The organism is Diaphorobacter sp. JS3051, assembly GCF_015832135.1.
Lineage (GTDB): Bacteria > Pseudomonadota > Gammaproteobacteria > Burkholderiales > Burkholderiaceae_C > Diaphorobacter > Diaphorobacter nitroreducens.
Map to the genome: position 1 here is coordinate 48,540 of NZ_CP065406.1, position 19,141 is coordinate 67,680.

The following is a 19,141-nucleotide window of genomic DNA, read 5'->3' on the forward strand; positions in this document are numbered from 1 at the left end:
TCGCGGGCGATGAACTCAGGAAAGACGGTGGCAACAGGGCCAACCGGGTTCCTCGTGCCGACCGCACCGAACAGCCGAAAGGCTGGGCTCCGAATCTAGGAATCCGGTGTGCGGTGTGAACAGCAAACCTCTTTTTGTCAGGAGAAAGACCATGCAACTCGCATCCCGTTTCGCTTCCCGCTCCCCCTCGCTGCGCAGCGACTACCCGCTGTCCGATGACCAGATTCACCGTGTAGCGCCGTCCATCTTCGCGGGTGCCCCGCATGAGAGCCGTTCGCAGCGATACGCCTATATCCCCACGGCGGCGGTGCTGACCGAACTTCGCAAGGAGGGGTTTCAGCCCTTCATGGTGACGCAAACCCGCGTGCGCGATGAAGGCAAGCGCGAGCACACGAAACACATGCTGCGCCTGCGCCATGCCAGCCAGATCAACGGCTCGGAAGCCAATGAAATCATCCTGCTGAACTCGCACGATGGCACGAGCAGCTATCAGATGCTGGCGGGCCAGTTCCGCTTTGTTTGCAGCAATGGCCTTGTCTGCGGTGACACCGTGGCCGATGTGCGCGTACCCCATAAGGGCGACGTGGCGGGCCAAGTCATCGAAGGCGCGTTCGAGGTGCTGCGCGGTTTCGAGCGTGTGAAGGAATCCCGCGACCTGATGCGCGGCATCACCTTGGACGATGGCGAGGCCGAAGTCTTCGCACGCGCCGCGCTGGCCCTCAAGTACGACCCCACCGACAACAAGCCCGCGCCCATCACCGAATCGCAAATCCTGATGCCGCGCCGGTTTGAAGACCGCCGCCCTGACCTGTGGAGCGTGTTCAACCGCACGCAGGAGAACTTGACCAAGGGCGGACTGTCCGGGCGCAGCGCCAACGGACGCCGCCAGCAGACCCGCCCTGTGCAGGGCATTGATTCCGATGTGCGCCTCAATCGCGCCCTCTGGATGCTGGCCGATGGCCTGCGCCAGTTGAAAGCCTGAACCGTTCCCCCGCCGGAGGGGCGGTTCCCCTCCATTCCCTTGTTTCACTCGATTGGAGATTCACCATGAACGCCACTACGCAAACCGAAGCCCGCGCCGTCAATGCCGCCGCCGCTGTCCCGCTGGAAGCCGCCGACCCGACCAAGAACCTGATTCTGGTTCCGCTGTCGCGGCTGGTGCTGCGCCCCACGGGCCGCAACGTGCGCAAGACCCCGCGCATGTCCATCCCCGAACTGGCCGCGAGCATCCAGCGCGTGGGCCTGCTGCAAAACCTGATCGTGATCGCATCCGCCGATGGCGAGCATTACGAGGTGGTCGCGGGTGGCCGTCGCCTCGCCGCGTTGAAGCTGCTGGCGAAGAAACACCGTATCGGCAAGGAATGGGAAGTGCCTTGCCTGCTGGTAGCCGATGGCACCGCCCGTACCGCCAGCCTCACCGAGAACGTGCAGCGCGAAGCCATGCACGCGGCAGACCAGTTCGAGGCGTTCGCCGCGCTGGTGGCCGAAGGTCGGCCCATCGAGGACATTGCGGCGGATTTCAGCGTGACGCCGCTGGTGGTGCAGCGCCGCTTGAAGCTGGCGAACGTCTCGCCGCGCCTGATGGCCGACTATCGCGCCGATGCCGTCACACTCGATCAATTGATGGCCCTTGCCATCACCGACGACCACGCCGCGCAGGAAAGCGCGTTCTACGATGCGCCGACTTGGCAGCGGCACCCGTCCAACTTGCGCGAACGCCTCACCGAGCGCGAGATTGACGCGAACCGGCACCCGCTGGTGCGATTCGTGGGACTGGATACCTACGAAGCCGCAGGCGGTGGCGTGCGCCGTGACCTGTTCGCGGAAGGTGACGCGGGCGTGTATCTGATCGATTCCGCGCTGCTGGACAAGCTGGCACAAGACCGGCTGGCGGGCATTGCCGCCGAGGTGAAGGCCGAGGGCTGGGCCTGGGTGGATGCCACGCCGGGCGTGACCCATGCCGACCTGCACGTCTTCCAGCGCGCACCGAGGGAACGGCGCGAGCCGTCCAAGCGCGAGGCGCAGCGCATCGAGCGGCTGCAGGAGAAGATGCGGGCCATCGGTGAAGCCGTGGATGCGGCGATGGATGCCGACGACGAGGATAAGGCCGACGCCTTGCAGGAGGAAGGCGAAGCCCTGGGCGAGCAGTTGCAGGCGCTGGAAGATAGTTTGCAAGGCTACGGCTCGAACGTGAAGGCTGCAGCCGGTGCCATCGTCACCATCGACCGTAATGGCGAGGCCGTCATTCATCGCGGCCTGATGCGCGAGGCTGAGGCCAAGGCATTGCGCACGCTGGAACGGCTGCGGCAAGGTTCCGGCGGCGAGGATGCCGATAACGATGACGAAGGCGAGGACGGAGACGACGACAGTCAGCCCAAGACCGCAGCCATGTCCGACCGGCTGGCGCAACGGTTGAGCGCCCATCGCACCGCCGCGCTGCAAATCGAAGTGGCCCGGCATCCGCAAGCGGCGCTGGCTGCCGTGGTGCATGGCATGGTGCAGACTGTCTTGCAGGGGAGCCATTACGGCCACAATCTGCCGCTGGGCGTGCGCCTCACGGTGCAAGACCGACTGGAAGGCATGGCCCCGGACTGGCCGCAATCGCTTGCCGCCGTGGCGCTGCGCGAACTGCAACAGGTGGCCGGTGAAGGCTTGCCGGAGGACAGCGCCGAACTGTTCGCCGTGCTGCTGGCGAAGCCGCAAGACGAACTGGTGCGGCTGCTGGCCGTGTGCGTGGCTTCCACGGTGGACGTGGTGACGCCACGTGCCACGCCGCACCAGCCCGGCGCAGAACTGGCGCAGGCCGTGGGCCTCGACATGGCCGCATGGTGGCAGCCGACCGCAGAAGGCTACTTCAAGCACGTTTCCAAGGCCGTGATTCGTAAGCGCTCTATTGACCACGCCCTTGCACTCGGGTGCCCGTTGAGGCAATGAATGTTCTCTCGGCGTGGTGCGGTCTGCGACGCGCGAGAATCTGGGTCAACGCCGCATTTCACATTCAGTTGATGACAGACCCATTTGCTCCCTTGTCCGAGGAAGAGTTCGAAGAACTCGACCACTTTCTGCTGTTCGGCGTTGACACGGAAGAAGGCATGACCATGGACATGGTCGATGGGTTCTTGCACGCCATTGCGGTCGGGCCGACGACCGTACATCCCAAGCAATGGCTGCCCAAGATCTGGGGTACCAAGGAGATGATGCCTCCGATGGGTTCCGTCGAAGAGCTGAACCACATGCTGGGCTTGGTCATGCGCCACTTCAACACCATCATTGCCGGCCTGGGGGATGACCCCCGGGAGATCAGCCCGTGCTGGTCAACGATGGCCTACGACGGTGACGAGCGTGAATACGACGACGCAGAATCGTGGGCGTACGGCTTTGTCCAGGGGATGAGGCTTTGCTGGAAGGACTGGCAACCGTTGCTGTCCACTCCCCAAGGGCAAGTTTGGTTCAGACCCATTGCCCTGCTGGGCGAAGACGACTATTGCGTGGATCAGGACGAACTCACCCGAACACCGGCCATGCGATCGGAGCTGGCTCAACAAATCCCGCCGGCTGTTCTGGACATGCACGCTCACTGGCTGCCACTTCGGCTCGCTGTCTATCAGCGGGAGGTGGCCAAGTCGATGCAGCCCAAGGTGGGGCGCAATGATCCGTGCCCTTGTGGGAGCGGGGCGAAGTTCAAGAAGTGCTGTGGTGCTGCGGCCGATTTGCACTGAGCCATCTCGCGCCTCGAACTGTCAGGCGGTGGATCACCGCGCCAGTCGCCAGGGCAGCAAGGCCTCGTAGTCATCGACGGTCCTGGCCCGTGGAAGTGCCACTAGCAGCGAGCGCAGGTACTGGTACCCATCAACGCCGTTGACCTTGCAGGTCTCCAGCAACGAGTACAGGTTGGCGCTCGCGTTGGCGCCGGCCACGGTGTCGGCGAAGAGCCAGTTGCGTCTTCCGATGACAAACGGGCGGATCGAATTCTCGCAGCCGTTGTTGTCTATCGGGTAGTTGCCGCTGGTGACGAAGCGCTCCAGCTTGGCCCACTGCGAGGACAGGTAGTGCAGCGCCTTGCCCAGCAAACTGCCTGGCAGCACCGCATGAACGTTGGCCAGCAGCAAGGCCTGGATCTCTTGCAGCACGGGCACACTGTTGGCTTGGCGGCTATGCAGCAGCGCATTCGCATCCAGCCCTTGCTCTTTGGCCAGGGCCTCCACGCGGTAGAGCTTGCCGATCAGCGCGATGAACCTGGCCGCCAATTGCTCAGCCCCCCGGTTGGCTTTGGGCAAGGCCTGCAGCGCGTCATTGAAGTAACGCCGGCAATGTGCCCAACACCCGATTTGCACGAGCTTGTTCGCCAAGGCGATCTTGTTGTAGACCTCGTAGCCGTCGGTCATCAGCACGCCGCCCTCGCGCGCACCGACGTACAGAAGCTGCGCCGCCTCTGTGCTGCGTGAGGGTGAGTAGGCGAACAGGCGTATGGGCGGACCTGTGCCGCTGGCGCCTGAACCATCGGTCATCTGCGCCCACATGTAGCTCTTGGACTGGGCGCTGCGACCGGCCTCCTTGAGCACCTGAATCTCGGTCTCGTCACCGAAGATCAGCGGGGCGTCCAGCACCCGGTCGCGCAGCAGGTTGATGACGGGCTGCACCGCCTGGCCCACCCGCACCACGCTGGCGGCCATGGTGTTGCGCGAGAGGTCGCGGCCTCCGAAGCGCCCCAGCAAGGCCGCCTGGCGGTACAGCGGCAGGCCGTCCACATACTTGGAAGTGATCACCCAGGCCAGCAGGCCTTCGCTGAACAGCCCCTTGGGGATGACTTGCTCGGGCTTGGCCGCCAGGCGCAGCGTGCCATCGCAGCACGGGCAGGCGTACTTGACCCGCTCGTGGCGGATCACGCGCACTTGTTGCGGAATGATGTCGAGCTGCTCGCTGGCCTCCACGCCAATCTCCCGCAGCACGGCACCGTCGTGAGGACAGACACGCTCGGATTCGGGCAGTTCGTGGCGCACCACCTCGCGCGGCAGGGCTGGGTCCAGCGGCTTGCGCCCGCGCTTGGTCCGTTTGTGAGCGGGAACCTCGACAGTGTTGTCGTCGGCCTCGGTTTCTTCCTGGGCCGGCTGGGTTGCCGAGCCGAGCGCCTCGGCCTCGTTGAAGAACATGTCCTTCTGGTGGCCTGCGCTGGCCTCGCTCTTGGCGGCGAACAACTGGCGCTTGAATTTGTTGAGCTGCTCCTTGAGCAGGTCGCGCTCGGCGCGCGTGATGCGCAGCTCACCAGCGAGTGATTCGCTGGTCTGGGTGGCCTGGGCCAGCGCCTTTTGCAAGGCTGCAAATTCTTCGGCGGTGGGCATGTGAACCATCGCCTGCTTCGATCTGCTTGTCGCTCAGGCGGTTCCTTGTGCTGGGGATTTTGCGGCAAATATTCTCAGCAGTGGCATTGCTCATTTCGGCAGCACCAGCCTCACGCAACGCGCTCGTAGAACCGCTGTGGGTGTCGCTGTGTGACCGCCAGATCAATGCCATCAAGCAACCAGTGCAGTTGTTCCACCGTCAGCGTCGGCACCACCGCCTCGTCCGGCCAGATGAAGCGGTCTTGCTCCAGGCGCTTCATCAACAACCAGAAGCCGTTGCGCTCCCAGACCAGGATCTTCACCCGGTTGCGCTGGCGGTTGCTGAACACATACACCGCCGCCGCGAACGGGTTCATGCCCAGGGCTTGCTCCACCAGGATGGCCAAACCGTTGATGCCCATTCGGAAGTCGATGGCCGGGCGGTGCAGGTACACCGTCAGCGTGTCGTCGAGCCGGAACATGGCAGGCGCCCCAGAAGTTCAAGGACGGGCAGCAACCCACCCGGGTCTGCATCGCTGAGGTCGATCTCCACCCCATTGGGCAGTCGGGCGTGCAGGCGTGTCTTGACCTCAGCGGCGGTGACGGGAGATGCCTCGGGGGCCGCCAGCCGCAACGGCACAAAAGCACTGGTGCTGGCCATGGCCACGGTCGGCAGGTTGGCACGACTTGCCTTCAGGTCCGAGCCCATGCTCTGGGTGATCCAGCGGCGCAGCAAGTTGGCGTTGATGCCGCATTGCAGCGCCATGCGCGCCACCGACACATCCGGCTGCAGGCACGCCCGCACCACCTCGGCCTTGGCCTGCGGGTCGTACACGGCACGTCCATCGTTCTTGCGCCCCGTGACCAGGCGCCTCACCACCTCTGCATCGATCTCTGACATACGTGTCCACCTTGTTCTACATGGACACGTAGCTTCCCCTCTCAGACGCTCTGTGGGAAGACGTAGTTGGCGGATCGCTTACCGTGATTCTGGATGCCGTGGGCGCGTTTGCACCGGAATCCGTCACCCGGCTGGCGAAGCTCAAGAAGGCCGACATTGCCAGCGAAGCCGAGCGACTGGCCGATGGCAAGGGCTGGATGCCTGCGATCTTCAAGGCCACAGGCCCGCAGGATGTGGCGCAGGAAGCAGGCCCGGAGCAGGACGCCCCGGAGGATGCCGAAGCAATGGCGGATGAACCCGCCGAGGCGCTAGCCGCTTGACCCGCGCCGAAGGCGAGCGCCCCGGCCTCGACCGGGGCGCTTCGCTGCAAGGAGAAGCCCCCATGACCCGCATCACCACCAGCCGCCCACGCATGGCGGCGATCTACGCGCCCGGCACGGTACGCGCCCGCCGCTGGCACGGCGCAGGCGACGTGCGCGGCTACCGCCCGCCCTCGGGCTGGTCGGCCCGCGCCGACCTCACCGACATTCACCCCATCACGGGCCGCGCCTTGCCGCGCGCCGTGTGGTGGCTCATCGAGACGAAGGAATAACCGCGATCAGCACCGCGCCCAGGCCGTTCCGCCCTGGGCGTGGTGAAATGCAAAATCCAGGCGCGGCGGTGGCCGCGCCCGGTGTTGAAGGCCAACCTCCGAATCAGAATTGAGCACTGCAACCGTGCGCCCCTTAAAATGCGGCGCCCAAATCACTGAATATTTTGGCCAGATCATCCGAGTCTATAGGCCAATTCTCTCGGGTCTGGGCAGGCATTTTCTCGACGAGGAAGTACGCCAGGAGTACAGCAGGTTGATTGAAGAAATGTCGCTGGCCGTTTTGCTCTTTGATCTTTTCAAAAATGTAGTTCTTGGCCGTCAAGAATTCCTCGATACGAGCACTGGTTTCCTGCGGCAGAAACTCCATGAAGGCATCGACCACAAGCTGATTGGATCGCTCCTGGCCAGGCTCTAGGCCGGTGCCCTTCCTGTAGGTCGTACTTAGGTAGTCCAAGAGTTGCCGCTGTGGCTCGCTGGCGCTGGCGAGATCCTTCATGGCTTGCTCGAAGAATTCGTCTGTAGCTTCGATCAATGCCATGCTCTTGGCAACAGTGCGCTTGATGGAGGGTTTTGCAGTGGTCTTGGGCTTGTAGAGCGTGTCGTGGGTTAGTTCGCTATGAGCATGCTGCAAGAGCGTGCGGATTTGCACTTCACACGCAAGGCCCTCGGGGAGATTCACCCCATCGACGGACAGCTCCGCCTTGGAGCGCAGTACGTAGTGAACCGATTGATAGGAGAACTCCAAGGGCTTGGCCAACCGCTCCTCTTCGTAGTCCTTGTCCTTGGACCATGACCAGAATGCTTCGCACTCACGGCTTTCGATGATCGAGCAGAACGTATTGATGTGCGTGGTCAACAGTACCACGTACCGCATGCCCACCTTGTCAGTAATGTCCTCATACGGATTCTTATAGGGCTTGCTGCGGTACAGGGCCTTGTCAATCAAGCTGGTGTCGCCTTTGAGGCGAGGCACCATGGGAACCTTCAAGAAGTAGTCCAGCGGCGTTGGGGCAATGGCGGATACAAGGCGCCTTTCGATTTCCTGGTCGATGAGCTTGGCCCAAGCTCTGTATAAGGGCTTGTCAGCTTCCCATCGCGCAAGGATTTCTTGTTCGTTCACTCTTGGTCTCGGATGTGGTCGCGCACCGTGATCTTGGTCCACTTGGGCACGTTGCCGTGCTCATCGGCATCACCGTCGATGGACTCGATTCGCACGTAGTTCTCGAATTGATCTGCGGGAGCGGTGAGCTTGATGTCATGCCCGAATGTGAGTTTCCGCAGCCGCAATTGGCTTTGAACCTCAGAGAGATCCTTATGGATGGCCGTATTGGGAAAACTCTTTTGCCCCATATAGGCCGTGTATGCATCTTGCAGAGCTGCGTCTCCCAGATAATTTTGGGAGAACACGTCCACCTGAATCGTGGCGGCCTGATCCGTCTTCAAGTAGGTGGTTAGAGCATTCAAGAGGTCGATTTTTTTCTCCGAATCGACATTGGCATTGCGGATGAAATCTTTGGTCAGTGCGTGGAACTGTTTGGTCTGAAATGCACTGTTGGATGGAAATTCCAACCCCAGAAAAGACTCATAAAAATACTGCGCAGCAGCGAGCTTGTTGCCCTGAGTAATCAGGTCATCAAACAGAAAGGCTCTCCAGCCGGTAGTGGGCTCCTGGGGTGTGGCTGCTGCGGGATCTTGTCGCAGGAAGGCTCCAATCTTGTAGAGCTTGGCCTGGGGTGTGAGGATGAGTTCCTTGATGTATTCCAAGGTCAAATGCCCGCCCGCTTGCCGCTTGGTGAAGCCCCCATGGGGCTCGGCTTTGATGACGCACATGAAGGACTTGGCGGGGTTGCCGCAAGTTCCTTCGATCACCACGACGATGCCGCCAGGGATGGTGCGATTGGCCTGGGCAACCGCCAACTTGCTGGCAATGTTTTGGGAGATGTTTACGAATTGGGCATCGTTGCCCTGCGCCTCGACGATTTCTTTAGCTCTGTGCCAAGTGCTGTCGGCCCCGGACTCTCGGATCGTCATTTCGACACCGTGAGATGATTTCCCGAGAGCATTCGTGATGCGGGCTTGCAAGGCATCCCTCGCGTCTTGAGGGAGCACCAAGAGCTGGTTCCCGTAAGTCGGCTGAACCAAGGCCCTGTCCGCGCCTCGTGCAAAGACTTCGTGGATGATCAGACGGCCAATCGAGAGATTTTCAAAGGACATGAGAGCTGGCTGAAAGTATCTTGATGCAACGAAATTTGCATTAAGGATACAACGATGAACCTATGCAGCGAACTTCTGGGCACTCGGTTCGCTGCACGTTTTCACTGATGTGAGCGTGTCGGCGCGCAGCGCCGCCGGGCTTTCGGGCTGCGCCCCGTGCCGCCTTCGCCGTCACGGCCATTCGGCTTCAATCCCTCACGCCTTCGCGCCTGTGGCGCTGCGCGCTTCGCTTGCCTCCAGAGGAAAGCCCTGCGGGCTATCCCCGCCGCGCGATGCTTGGCGCCCCCCGATGCCGCCGAACCGGCTGCGCCGGATCGGCCCGGCCAGTGCCCCGCCGCGATGGGCGGGGCTTGTGGGGCTACGCCCCGGCTTGCTGCGGCGGGTTGTGCAAAAGCGTGCCGTCCTCGACGCTGGTGATTCGTTGCCTGTACGTCATGAAGGACGGTTCACCGACACACCTCCCGGCCTCGCCTGATGGAGCTTCCACACCACGCCTCAAGCATGTGCCGCGAGCTGCGGCTGGGGCGCTCTGGCCTTGTCGTCGGGGCATTGACCTGGCCCGCGTCAGGGCGCAAGCCAGTGAAGCCGTCACGCGGGGATGCCGAGTCGGCCACGTCTCCATTCGGGAGCGGGCGGCCTGTGCGTCCTTGTCTTGTTGTGAATCCTGGCGGTGGCGCGGCTGCGCCTTGGGCTTCATGGCCGCAACCTTCCAGCGAAAACAATTTCCCCGCCGCTACGCGGCTTCCTCGCGGGACAAATTCTTTTCGCTTCCAGGTTCTCCACTGCGTTCCGACCGCTGCGCGGTGCGGCCAGCCCATCCCCCGCCGGACGGATCACAACAAGGACGCACTGGCGCGACCTTGTTCAACCCGAAAGGAGAAATCATCATGGCCAACATCGGCACCTTCACCGCAGACAAAGACGGCTTCAACGGCCAGCTCCGCACCCTGACGCTCAACGTCAAGGTCAAGCTGGTTCCCAACGACAAGGGCAACAACGAGAGCGCCCCCGACTTCCGCCTGCAAGCGGCTGGCCACGACATCGGCGCGGCGTGGAAGAAAACCAGCGAGGCCGGACGCCCCTACGTGTCCGTGACCCTGGACGATCCTTCATTCCCGGCAACGGTCTATGCCCGCCTGATCGAGAACGAGGACGGCACGCACGACCTGATCTGGTCGCGCAACAAGCCCAAGGCGGCCTGACGGCCGCCCACCGCGCCCCGCCCATTGCGGCGGGGCGCGGTGCTGCTCATCGCAGCACCGCACGCACGAGGTTCGGCAACGGGTGTCTCTTGGCATGTTCGCCAGGGCCGGTATTCATCGGTCGATGGATGGCTCGCAACCCGTGGCGTAGCAAGCACAGGATGGCGTGTCGGCGCTGCAAGCGCCGCCGGGCTTTCGGGCTGCGCCCCGTGCCGTCAAGCCGTCACGGCCATTCGGCTTCAATCCCTCACGCCTTCGCGCCTGCGGCGCTGCGCGCTGGCGCTTGCACTCCAGGGGAAAGCCCTGCGGGCTATCCCCGCCGCGCGATGCTTGGCGCCCCTCGATGCCGCCGAACCGGCTGCGCCGGATCGGCTCGGCCAGCGCCTACGGCTGGGCCGCTGCTGCGAGCTGGCTTTCAGCCTCGCTCATCAGCACCGCCGTGCTGCATTCGAGCGCGCCGGCGATCTTGAAGATGATCGCCAGCGTGGGCATGTGCTCGCCGCGCTCGACCTTGCCCATGTGCGAACGCTCAATGCCGGCGAGGTGTGCCAGCGACTCCTGCGCGATGCCGCGCTCCGTCCGCAGCGCACGCACCGCCGCGCCGAAGGCTTGCGCCAGCTCGGCATCGTAGGTGGTGGCGCCGGTCGGCCGGCCGCGCTGGATGGATCGCTTCTGCATGGACAGAAGCGTCGATTCGCAGCACAATTAAAACCACGTTATCTTTAACTCATACATGCCTTTGGCCCTTATTCGTGCTTTTACGGAAATCCGCTTCTACGGTTTCCGACAGAGCCGGAAAGCCGCCAACGTGTCTTTGCGGATTTCTACAATGCCGCTTTTGCGCTTTCGTGTTTCAACGGCTTCCGTGGAAATCACATCCGCGCTTCGGCGTGGAAGCGCAAAACCGGCATTCCATGTTGGAACAGGAGCACCACGATGAACGCTCCCCTCGTCACCGATGCGCAGCGCGCCGCGCTGCTGGCGAACGGGCGGCGGGTTGCCGCCGCTGAACCGCACGACCCGTTGCCGGTCGTGCGGCTGTTCACTCCCGACGCGCACGCCATCTGGCTGCTGGCCTCGCTAGATCCTGCCGATGGCGATACGGCGTTCGGCGTCATGGACGTGGGCATCGGTATGCCCGAGCTGGGCCATATCAAGCTGTCCGACCTGACCTCCATCGTCGGCCCGAACAAACAGCCCGTGATGCGGGATTTGTATTTCCAGGCGGTGCACCCGCTGTCGGAATATCTGCGGCTGGCGCAGGAAAACGGTTCTATCGTCGATTGAACGTTCGCGCTCCGACCAAGCCGGGCGCATTCAGACTATTTCGGTCTTATTCCTGGCCCGCAGAGTCTGAATTCGCACTCTTGCATCAAACCGAATATCTGTGACTGAAACAGTCACGATCATTCACGCGGCTTGCGGCACGGTGTTTTGTGCCGCGTGACGTTTGTGGATCAGGCGGCCGTCGCATTCAGACGGATTTCGCAACACGCCGGAGCCTATCGGTCTTGACACCAGCAGTTACAGCTTAACCGGATTTCTACCTGGATTTGATGCTCCCGCATGTTTGACGCCGTGGCGACGTTCCTGCTGTTCGACAGGAGCTTTCGTCATGGTCAGCCCCCACCATTTCGCGCACTGGTATCCCACCGCCGCGTACCTCTACGTCCTGTGGCTGGATACGCTCGCACTGGCCTGGGAATACCTGCGCCGTCATCCTGATTACCGGCTCGACTGGCTGCGCCGCGCGCGACGCCCCGATGCTGCGCATCGTTGGGGCTTGCGCCTGCTGGAAGACCCGGCGCTGGATGCGCGTGACGCGCATCCGGCCTGGCAGCCCGGCCACGCTGCCGTGGTGCAGCTCCACCCCGATGCTGATCCGCCCGTGGATGCCGAATCCTTCGCGTTCTGGCGCATCCCCGGCCATAAGCAACTGCTCCATGACGGCAAACGGCTGGCGCTGATCGCGCACAGCCCAGGCCATTGCCTGCGCTTCGCGCTGGCGCCTGGCCTGGAAGACGGCATGGCTGTCGCCTATGCCGTGCGAACCGACGCCACGGCATCGCCGCGCTATCGCGCTTGCGGCACCACACTGGCGACTCCCGCAGCCGTTGCGTTGCCCAGGCCAGCACCGGTGGCGCTACTGGAACTGCACACCTTGCAGGCGCTCGACGCGACCCTGGCGGGCGCGTCCTTGCGCGAGGTCGGCGAAGGCTTGTTCGGCGTGGATGCCGTGGCCGACTGGTACGCCGACGGCGGCTTGCGCTCCAAGGTGCGCCGCCTGGTGCGGCGTGGCGATGCGCTGATGCGCGGCGGCTATCGCCGCCTAGCACAGCTTCCACCACTTGAGAAGGGTCGTTTTGATGCGGACGCGAAACGACCCTGAGCACGCGGGCCGCGTTTTCTGAGACTGCCTCCATCCGGTTGCGCTGTGTGGCCGGAGCTTTGAAAGCTATGGAGGTTCACACCATGCGTCCCGCTCCCTTGCGGCCTGCCGCCACTGTCTCGACCGCTGCCGCGCAGCCCCAACGCTATCTCACCAACGACGAAGCCGCCGAGTACCTGCGCCTGTCGCCGCGCACGCTGGAAAAGCAGCGCGTGATCGGCGGTGGCCCGCGCTTTCGCAAGTTCGGCCGCCGCGTCATGTACGCCGTGGCTGACCTCGATGCCTGGGCCGCCGACCGCAGCTTCGAGACGACTTCCGATCCCGAATACGCCGAGCACCACTCGGCCGACAGTCGTGCGCGCTGATCGGCGGCGCGTGGGCGGCCTTCGCCATGTCCAAACCCTTGCAGGAACGCGAACAGCTCGACCTGTTCCGCGCGCTGCCGGGCGACATGGCGCCACGCGACAGCCAGGATTTGATGGCCTTTCCGTTCTTCTCGCTGGCGAAGTCGCGGCGCACGGCGCCGATCGACTTCCGCGCGAGCAACGTGACCATCCGCGTGGAAGGCACAGCCGAGCACGGCATCGCCACGATCTGGGATGCCGACATCCTGATCTGGGCCGCCAGCCAGATCGTGGAAGCGCGCGACGCGGGCCTGCGGCCCTCGCGCTTGATGCAGGTACGCCCCTACGAGGTGCTGCGCTTCATCGGGCGCGGTACGTCGCTGCGCGACTACCAGCGCCTCAAGGCCGCGCTCGACCGGCTGCAATCGACCACGGTAGCCACGTCCATCCGCGAGACGACCGGCCGGCGCCTGCACCGCTTCTCGTGGATCAACGAATGGAAGGAACTGGCCGATGCCAGCGGCACGCCGCTGGGCCTCGAATTGATCCTGCCGGACTGGTTCTATGCGGGCGTGCTGGATGCCGCCCTGGTGCTGACCATCGACCCGGCGTATTTCCGGCTGACCGGCGGCATCGAGCGGTGGCTGTACCGCTTGGTGCGCAAGCACGGCGGCCGACAGCCGGGCGGCTGGCAATTCGACTTCCAGCACCTGTACCGCAAATCGGGCAGCGTGGCGCGCTACTACGACTTCGCCGCCGACCTGCGGGCGCTGGTGGCGCGGCAAGCCTTGCCGGGCTACCTGTTGGGCATCGAGCACGTATCCGGGATTTCCTCGCCGCTGCTGACGTTCCGGCCCGTGCCGCAGACGGCACGGGGATAACTTCGGGAGAGTCTGTGGATGGACTCGTGCTATCAGGCAACAGAGGTATCGTGCTATCAGGCAACGAATCCTCGTGCTATCAGGCAACAAAATCGTCCGCAAACCCGCGCCAGCATTGGGTTTGCGCGCCCTCTAACTTCCCTAACTTAAATTCTCTAACTTTTAGTAGAAGCGCCGCGCCACAGTGGACAACCGCCACGCGGCACGAAAAGCAGCAGCAACAGCCCGGCTTTCCAACACGGAGGGCCGCGCCATGATCGTCGCTCTGCTCAACCAGAAAGGCGGCGTGGGCAAGACCACGCTCGCCACCCACATCGCCGGCGAGCTGGCGATGCGCGGGCAGCACGTCGTACTGCTGGACGCCGATCCACAAGGCTCATCGCTGGACTGGACGCAGCGCAGAAGCCAGCAAGGCTTGCCACGGCTGTTCAGCGCCGTAGGCCTCGCACGCGAAACACTGCATCAGGAAGCGCCAGAACTCGCCAGGCGGGCCGATCACGTCGTCATCGACGGCCCGCCGCGCATCGCCGCCTTGGCGCGCTCCGCGCTGCTGGCGGCCGAGCGCGTGTTGATCCCCGTGCAGCCCAGCCCCTACGACCTGTGGGCCAGCGCCGAGATGGTGGCGCTGATCCGTGAGGCGCAGGTGTTCCGGCCTGCGCTGCGCGCGGCCTTCGTCATCAACCGGCGCGTCAGCACCACCGTGATCGGGCGCGAAGCGCGCCAGGCGCTAGCCGACCAACCGCTTCCTGCGCTGCGTGCGGAAGTGCATCAGCGCATCGTGTTCGCCGACAGCGTGGCCGCTGGCCGGCTTGCACGCGAGACGGCGCCGGACAGCGCCGCCGCCCGCGAAATCACCGCACTGGTGGACGAACTGCTGCGGTGGACGCCATGACCGCGAAGCCGCCACCGAACGGCAAGCGCACGGCAAAGCGCGTCAGCATCGGCGCGCGTCCACCCGCGAATCCGCACGCCGAGGCGTGGATTCGCCAGGGCGATGCCGATGCGCTGGGCAAGGGCGACCTCTACACGGCTCGCTTGACCCTCGACATCACGCCCGCGATGCGGGCGCGCATCAAGGTTTCGGCCTTCACGCAAGGCGTGACCGTCGCCGACCTGCTGCGCGGCCTGCTGGAGCGGGAGTTTCCAGAGCACCGCAGGGAGAACACCCCATGACTGCATCCGTTTCGTCTGCCGCCGCGCCTGTTGCCTGCGCGGCCACGGCTGCGCTCGCAGCACCTTCCGGCCAGCCCGCCAGCGCGCCGCTGACGCGCGTGGCGCTGGCCTACATCGAACCGCGCTTCAAGCTCTACCTGCGCTTCGGCGAACCTGCGCGCACGCTCCAGCTCGACCGCTGGCGGCGCTGCGCGGTGTTCCTGCCGGGCGCCATGCTCTGCCGCATCCGCTGGCAGGCCAACGACTACGGCACGATCCGCTGGCAGCTCATGGTGATGCAGGCTTGCACGCCGCTCGATGCGGCGCAGCGCATCCCCGGCGTGCAGCCGGGCGCGCGCCTGCTGCTACACGCCGAGGGCGAGAACCAGGTGCGCGCCGTGCTGGAGCGCATCGACGCCATCGAGGCGCTGGGCATCGCGCCTAACGGCGCCTCGCCCGCGTACTGGCGCACGCTCGCCAACCGGCTCGCTGCGCGCCTGCCGCTGCCCGAATACACCGCCGAGCGACATGCTGCCTGGCTCACCGGGAGGGCGCTGTCATGACGTTTCCATCCGCCGTTGCCGGTGCAGCGGGCATTCCGCCGCGTCCTCGCTCGCGCCTGCGCGCTCGTATCGTGCTGGCGGGCCTGTCCGCCTGCGGCCTCGCTGCGCTGGCCTGGGCGTCCTTCGTGCAGCCGATGCCGCGCCTGATCTACAACCCGTCCGACAGTGTGGCGGTCGGCTGGTATCGCGTCGATCCGCTGGGCCACGATACCGGCTCGCTGCCACGTCCTCTGTCCGTGGGCAGCATCGTCCTGACCACGCTGCCGCCAGACGCCGCCGCGCTGGCCGCGCAGCGTGGCTACCTACCGGCGCGCGTGCCGCTGCTCAAGCGCGTGGGCGCCGTCGCGCCGCAGGAGGTGTGCATCACTGGCCGCGTCGTCCGCATCGACGGCGTGCCTTCGGCCGCCGTGCTGCCTGCCGACCGCTGGGGCCGGCCGCTGCCATCTTGGCAGCAGTGCCGTCACCTAGAACCCGGCGAACTGTTCCTGCTCAGTGTGACCAACCCGGCGTCGTTCGACAGCCGGTATTTCGGGCCGGTCAGCACATCCGCCGTGATCGGCGTCGCGCATCCGGTCTGGCTGGAGTCCCGCCCATGATGGCCGCCGACTCGCTGCACGTCGCCGTGCATCTTGTCGTGCCATCGGGCGTGTCGTGCTGCTGGCCGTCGCCGTGTCGTAGCGCGTGCAGTGCGAGCGCATCCGCGCCGCACTTCGCGCTGCCTTCGGCGCAGCCATCCAACGTGCAGGCGTCTTGCCTCGAACGCGCCCGGTCTGTGGCCGTGTTCGCGTTCGCCGGCGCGCTGGCTGCTCGCGCAGCAGCGCCGCCGGGCCGCCGCTGCCCGGAGCGCCAGCGAGGGGCAAAGGCGGAAGGCAAGACAAAAGGGTGCGGCACCTGTCGGCCCGCAAAGCCAGTCTGCACGTGGGGGTGGCGCGGCACGGAGCGGCTTCGCCGCCGTGCCGCGTGGGGCGCGAAGCCCGCGCCAATGCAGGCATGTCCGCGTGCTTCGCACGACCGGACACGCCAGAGCTTGCAGGGAGCGCAGCCATGACCGACCGCCGCGACGATGATTTCCGCATCCGCCCCAGTGCCCCGAAGAACCGGGGCCAGGGCTTCGTCTCCAAGGTGCTCAAGCAGGCAGGCAAGGCCAGCAGCGGCAAGTCCTCGGTGCGCCGTCCTGGCGCCAGCGGCAGCGGACAGCGCGCCGGCCAGCGGCCCGGCTCGCGCCTGGGACGCGGCCACACGGCAGCGCGCTTCGCGGGGGCGAAGCTCACGCCCATGTCGCGGCGCGTGGCCATCAAGACGCTGCTGGTCAATCAGCAGCGGGCCAGCCCGCAGTCGCTCGCCAAGCACCTGCGCTACATCGAGCGCGACGGCGTGGGCCGCGATGGCGAGCCGGGCCAAGCCTACGGGCCGCAGACCGATACCGCCGACCTCGACGCCTTCAAGGAACGCTGCGCCGATGACCGGCATCATTTCCGCTTCATCCTCTCGCCCGAGGATGGCGCCGAGCTGGAAGACCTGCGCACCTACACGCGGCACCTGATGGGCCGCATGGAAGCTGACTTGGGTACGCGGCTGGAATGGGTGGCGGTCGATCACTGGAACACCGACAACCCACACACGCACATCGTCGTGCGCGGGCGCGACGACACCGGCAAAGACCTCATCATCGCCGGCGACTACATCGCCGACGGCTTCCGCCATCGCGCCGCCGAACTGGCGACCGAATGGCTGGGGCCGCGCACCGAGCTGGAGATCCAGCAGACCTTGCGGCGCGAGGTGGATCAGGAGCGGTGGACGAACCTGGATCGCACGCTCAAGCGCGAGCTGGGCGACGATGGCCTGGTGCATGTCGAACGGCTCAACGAGTCGAGGTTGCAACGCCAGTGCCTGCTGCTGATCGGCCGCCTGCAACGCTTGCAGCGCCTGGGCCTGGCCGACGAGACGCAGCCCGGAACCTGGGCCATTCATGCCGATGCCGAAAAGACCCTGCGCGCCCTGGGCGAGCGCGGCGACATCATCCGCACCATGCAGCGGGCCATGCGGGGCGAGCCGCGCGAGCTGGCGGTATTCGAGCCTGGCGACGATGGTCGCACCATTGTCGGCCGCGTGGCCGCGAAGGGGCTGGCCGACGAGCTGCGCGACCGGGGCTATCTGGTCATCGACGGCGTGGACGGCAAGGCCCACTACGTCGCGCTCAACGCCCGCGACGAGCTGGCGAACTATCCGGCCGGCGCCGTGGTGGAGGTGAAGGGATCGGCCGACGTGCGCGCGGCCGACAAGAACATCGCCGCACTGGCGAGCGATGGCCTGTACCGCACCGACCACCACCTTGCCATCGCGCAGGGTCAGGCCGCGCCGGGCCGTGATCCACAGGAAGTCGTCGCGGCCCACGTCCGCCGGCTCGAAGCTCTGCGCCGGACTGGCATCGTGGAGCGCGTGGCCGAGGGGCTATGGAAGGTGCCGGACGACCTGCCCGAGCAGGGCCGCCAGTACGACGCGCAGCGCCTGGGCGGCGTAGCCGTGGAGCTGAAATCGCACCTGCCCATCGAGCGGCAGGCGCGCGTGATCGGGGTCACCTGGCTCGACCAGCAACTGATCGGCGGCGGCTCGGGCCTGGGCGACCTGGGCTTTGGCGGCGAGGCCAAGCAGGCAATGCAGCAGCGCGCCGACTTCCTGGCGGAACAGGGACTGGCCGAGCGGCGCGGGCAGCGCGTGATCCTCGCGCGCAACCTACTGGGCACACTACGCGATCGGGAACTGGCACAGGCCGCCAAAGACATTGCGGCCGACACCGGCCTGGAGCATCGCCCGGTGGCCGACGGGCAGCGCGTGGCCGGTATCTACCGGCGCAGCGTCATGCTCGCCAGCGGTCGGTACGCGATGCTGGACGACGGCATGGGCTTCAGCTTGGTGCCGTGGAAGCCAGTGATCGAGCAGCGACTGGGGCAGCAGCTTGCGGCGACGGTGCGTGGCGGAGCGGCCTCATGGGAAATCGGGCGTCGGCTTGGAGTTTCTTTGAGCTAGTCACTTGAGGCTATGTGCCCCATGAACATGACCCCTGCGCGTTGCTGGCTCGTGCACCTGGCGCGATGCTGAGGACAGTTCGGTCAAGATGCCGCACTGGCTGGCCTGCTGGGATTCCCGGCAGCTTTCCCGCAAGGTCTTGAGCTGTCGTTCCAACGCTTTCAATTCCTTGATGCGGGTAGCCACATGGTCGATGTGCTCGTCGAGCAGGTCATTCACCTGGGCGCAGTTCTCGTGCGGAGCATCCTTGAAGCGCAATAGAACCCGGATTTCATCCAGTGTCATGTCCAAACCCCGGCAGTGCCGGATGAAGGACAGTCGGTCAACGTGTTCTTCTGCGTACATGCGGTAGTTGCCATCTGTACGGGCCGTTTCTGGTAGCAAGCCTTCACGCTCGTAGTACCGGATCGTCTCTACCTGGGTATGTGCGGCCTTAGCCAGTTCGCCGATTTTCATAGCTTCATCTTGAGCGGTCGCGAGTTTTTCTCCAAGGCTCATTGTAGGCGCTTGACTCTGTAGTGGGTATAGGGTTTCCAATTTGCCTGAAAAGGAGAATTT

Annotated in this window: 21 protein-coding genes and 1 pseudogene; 15 read left to right on the forward strand and 7 right to left on the reverse strand. The window is 64.8% G+C overall.

Annotated elements, in window-relative coordinates; all coding sequences use genetic code 11:
• Window positions 1-151 precede the first annotated feature (151 nt).
• The 3 genes from I3K84_RS00280 (at window position 152) to I3K84_RS00290 (ending at window position 3,719) form a co-directional block, all read left to right on the forward strand.
• On the forward strand, window positions 152-982 hold the full coding sequence (locus I3K84_RS00280) for a DUF932 domain-containing protein (RefSeq protein WP_187576135.1): 831 nt from the start codon (window positions 152-154) through the stop codon (window positions 980-982).
• Between the two features lie 65 nt (window positions 983-1,047).
• Window positions 1,048-2,934 (forward strand): ParB/RepB/Spo0J family partition protein, encoded by a 1,887-nt coding sequence (locus I3K84_RS00285; RefSeq protein ID WP_231403376.1) that lies wholly within the window; start codon window positions 1,048-1,050, stop codon window positions 2,932-2,934.
• 92 nt (window positions 2,935-3,026) lie between these two features.
• Complete coding sequence (locus tag I3K84_RS00290) at window positions 3,027-3,719, forward strand: UPF0149 family protein (RefSeq protein WP_196995283.1); 693 nt, start codon at window positions 3,027-3,029, stop codon at window positions 3,717-3,719.
• A 33-nt stretch (window positions 3,720-3,752) separates the two neighbouring features.
• Here I3K84_RS00290 and I3K84_RS00295 read toward each other — a convergent pair whose 3' ends face one another.
• From I3K84_RS00295 to I3K84_RS00305, 3 genes are all read right to left on the reverse strand, one after another.
• Window positions 3,753-5,348: an IS66 family transposase gene (locus I3K84_RS00295; RefSeq protein WP_082437602.1), complete on the reverse strand. Its 1,596-nt coding sequence runs from the start codon at window positions 5,346-5,348 to the stop codon at window positions 3,753-3,755.
• Window positions 5,349-5,449: 101 nt separating this feature from the next.
• On the reverse strand, window positions 5,450-5,800 hold the full coding sequence (tnpB, locus tag I3K84_RS00300; RefSeq protein WP_008903079.1) for an IS66 family insertion sequence element accessory protein TnpB: 351 nt from the start codon (window positions 5,798-5,800) through the stop codon (window positions 5,450-5,452).
• Window positions 5,776-6,219 carry a transposase gene (locus I3K84_RS00305; protein ID WP_008903080.1) on the reverse strand — a complete coding sequence of 148 codons (444 nt, stop codon included), beginning with the start codon at window positions 6,217-6,219 and terminating at the stop codon, window positions 5,776-5,778. The genes tnpB and I3K84_RS00305 overlap by 25 nt, the downstream gene beginning before the upstream one ends.
• Before the next feature lie 74 nt (window positions 6,220-6,293).
• Here I3K84_RS00305 and I3K84_RS00310 point away from each other — a divergent pair.
• Window positions 6,294-6,539, forward strand: a pseudogene (locus I3K84_RS00310) (chromosome partitioning protein ParB); the annotation flags it as partial.
• A 62-nt stretch (window positions 6,540-6,601) separates the two neighbouring features.
• Window positions 6,602-6,811, forward strand: coding sequence for a hypothetical protein (locus tag I3K84_RS00315; protein ID WP_013517165.1), 210 nt, complete (start codon window positions 6,602-6,604; stop codon window positions 6,809-6,811).
• 133 nt (window positions 6,812-6,944) lie between these two features.
• Here I3K84_RS00315 and I3K84_RS00320 read toward each other — a convergent pair whose 3' ends face one another.
• Window positions 6,945-7,931, reverse strand: a complete 987-nt coding sequence (locus tag I3K84_RS00320) for a GTP pyrophosphokinase family protein (protein WP_041715874.1) — start codon at window positions 7,929-7,931, stop codon at window positions 6,945-6,947.
• A complete protein-coding gene (locus I3K84_RS00325) occupies window positions 7,928-9,025 on the reverse strand; it encodes a nucleoid-associated protein (protein ID WP_041715873.1) in 1,098 nt (365 codons plus the stop codon). Before I3K84_RS00325 ends, I3K84_RS00320 begins: the two co-directional genes overlap by 4 nt.
• 887 nt (window positions 9,026-9,912) lie before the next feature.
• Between I3K84_RS00325 and I3K84_RS00330 the strand changes: the two genes are divergently transcribed.
• Entirely contained in the window at window positions 9,913-10,227 is a 315-nt protein-coding gene (locus I3K84_RS00330) for a DUF736 domain-containing protein (protein ID WP_013517162.1), read from the forward strand.
• A 384-nt stretch (window positions 10,228-10,611) separates the two neighbouring features.
• On the opposite strand, the gene I3K84_RS00335 is transcribed toward I3K84_RS00330, so the two are convergent.
• Window positions 10,612-10,905: a helix-turn-helix domain-containing protein gene (locus tag I3K84_RS00335; RefSeq protein ID WP_013517161.1), complete on the reverse strand. Its 294-nt coding sequence runs from the start codon at window positions 10,903-10,905 to the stop codon at window positions 10,612-10,614.
• Between the two features lie 258 nt (window positions 10,906-11,163).
• Here I3K84_RS00335 and I3K84_RS00340 point away from each other — a divergent pair, with 258 nt between their 5' ends.
• The 9 genes from I3K84_RS00340 to I3K84_RS00380 all read left to right on the forward strand — a co-directional run bounded on the left by I3K84_RS00340 (window position 11,164) and on the right by I3K84_RS00380 (window position 18,583).
• On the forward strand, window positions 11,164-11,514 hold the full coding sequence (locus tag I3K84_RS00340; RefSeq protein WP_013517160.1) for a DUF2958 domain-containing protein: 351 nt from the start codon (window positions 11,164-11,166) through the stop codon (window positions 11,512-11,514).
• A gap of 328 nt (window positions 11,515-11,842) precedes the next feature.
• Window positions 11,843-12,616, forward strand: a complete 774-nt coding sequence (locus tag I3K84_RS00345; RefSeq protein WP_013517159.1) for a DUF2285 domain-containing protein — start codon at window positions 11,843-11,845, stop codon at window positions 12,614-12,616.
• An 83-nt stretch (window positions 12,617-12,699) separates the two neighbouring features.
• Complete coding sequence (locus I3K84_RS00350) at window positions 12,700-12,981, forward strand: AlpA family transcriptional regulator (RefSeq protein WP_003107109.1); 282 nt, start codon at window positions 12,700-12,702, stop codon at window positions 12,979-12,981.
• A gap of 26 nt (window positions 12,982-13,007) precedes the next feature.
• The gene (locus I3K84_RS00355) at window positions 13,008-13,841 is read left to right on the forward strand and encodes a replication initiator protein A (protein WP_013517158.1); all 834 of its coding nucleotides are present in this window, start codon (window positions 13,008-13,010) and stop codon (window positions 13,839-13,841) included.
• 253 nt (window positions 13,842-14,094) lie between these two features.
• On the forward strand, window positions 14,095-14,733 hold the full coding sequence (parA, locus tag I3K84_RS00360) for a ParA family partition ATPase (RefSeq protein WP_013517157.1): 639 nt from the start codon (window positions 14,095-14,097) through the stop codon (window positions 14,731-14,733).
• The gene (locus tag I3K84_RS00365) at window positions 14,730-15,014 is read left to right on the forward strand and encodes a hypothetical protein (protein WP_013517156.1); all 285 of its coding nucleotides are present in this window, start codon (window positions 14,730-14,732) and stop codon (window positions 15,012-15,014) included. The genes parA and I3K84_RS00365 overlap by 4 nt, the downstream gene beginning before the upstream one ends.
• Entirely contained in the window at window positions 15,011-15,556 is a 546-nt protein-coding gene (locus tag I3K84_RS00370) for a DUF2840 domain-containing protein (RefSeq protein ID WP_013517155.1), read from the forward strand. Before I3K84_RS00365 ends, I3K84_RS00370 begins: the two co-directional genes overlap by 4 nt.
• A complete protein-coding gene (locus I3K84_RS00375) occupies window positions 15,553-16,152 on the forward strand; it encodes a S26 family signal peptidase (protein ID WP_013517154.1) in 600 nt (199 codons plus the stop codon). Before I3K84_RS00370 ends, I3K84_RS00375 begins: the two co-directional genes overlap by 4 nt.
• A 448-nt stretch (window positions 16,153-16,600) precedes the next feature.
• Complete coding sequence (locus I3K84_RS00380; protein ID WP_013517152.1) at window positions 16,601-18,583, forward strand: relaxase/mobilization nuclease and DUF3363 domain-containing protein; 1,983 nt, start codon at window positions 16,601-16,603, stop codon at window positions 18,581-18,583.
• Here I3K84_RS00380 and cadR read toward each other — a convergent pair whose 3' ends face one another.
• The gene (gene cadR, locus I3K84_RS00385; protein ID WP_013517151.1) at window positions 18,584-19,039 is read right to left on the reverse strand and encodes a Cd(II)/Pb(II)-responsive transcriptional regulator; all 456 of its coding nucleotides are present in this window, start codon (window positions 19,037-19,039) and stop codon (window positions 18,584-18,586) included.
• Window positions 19,040-19,141: the final 102 nt, after the last annotated feature.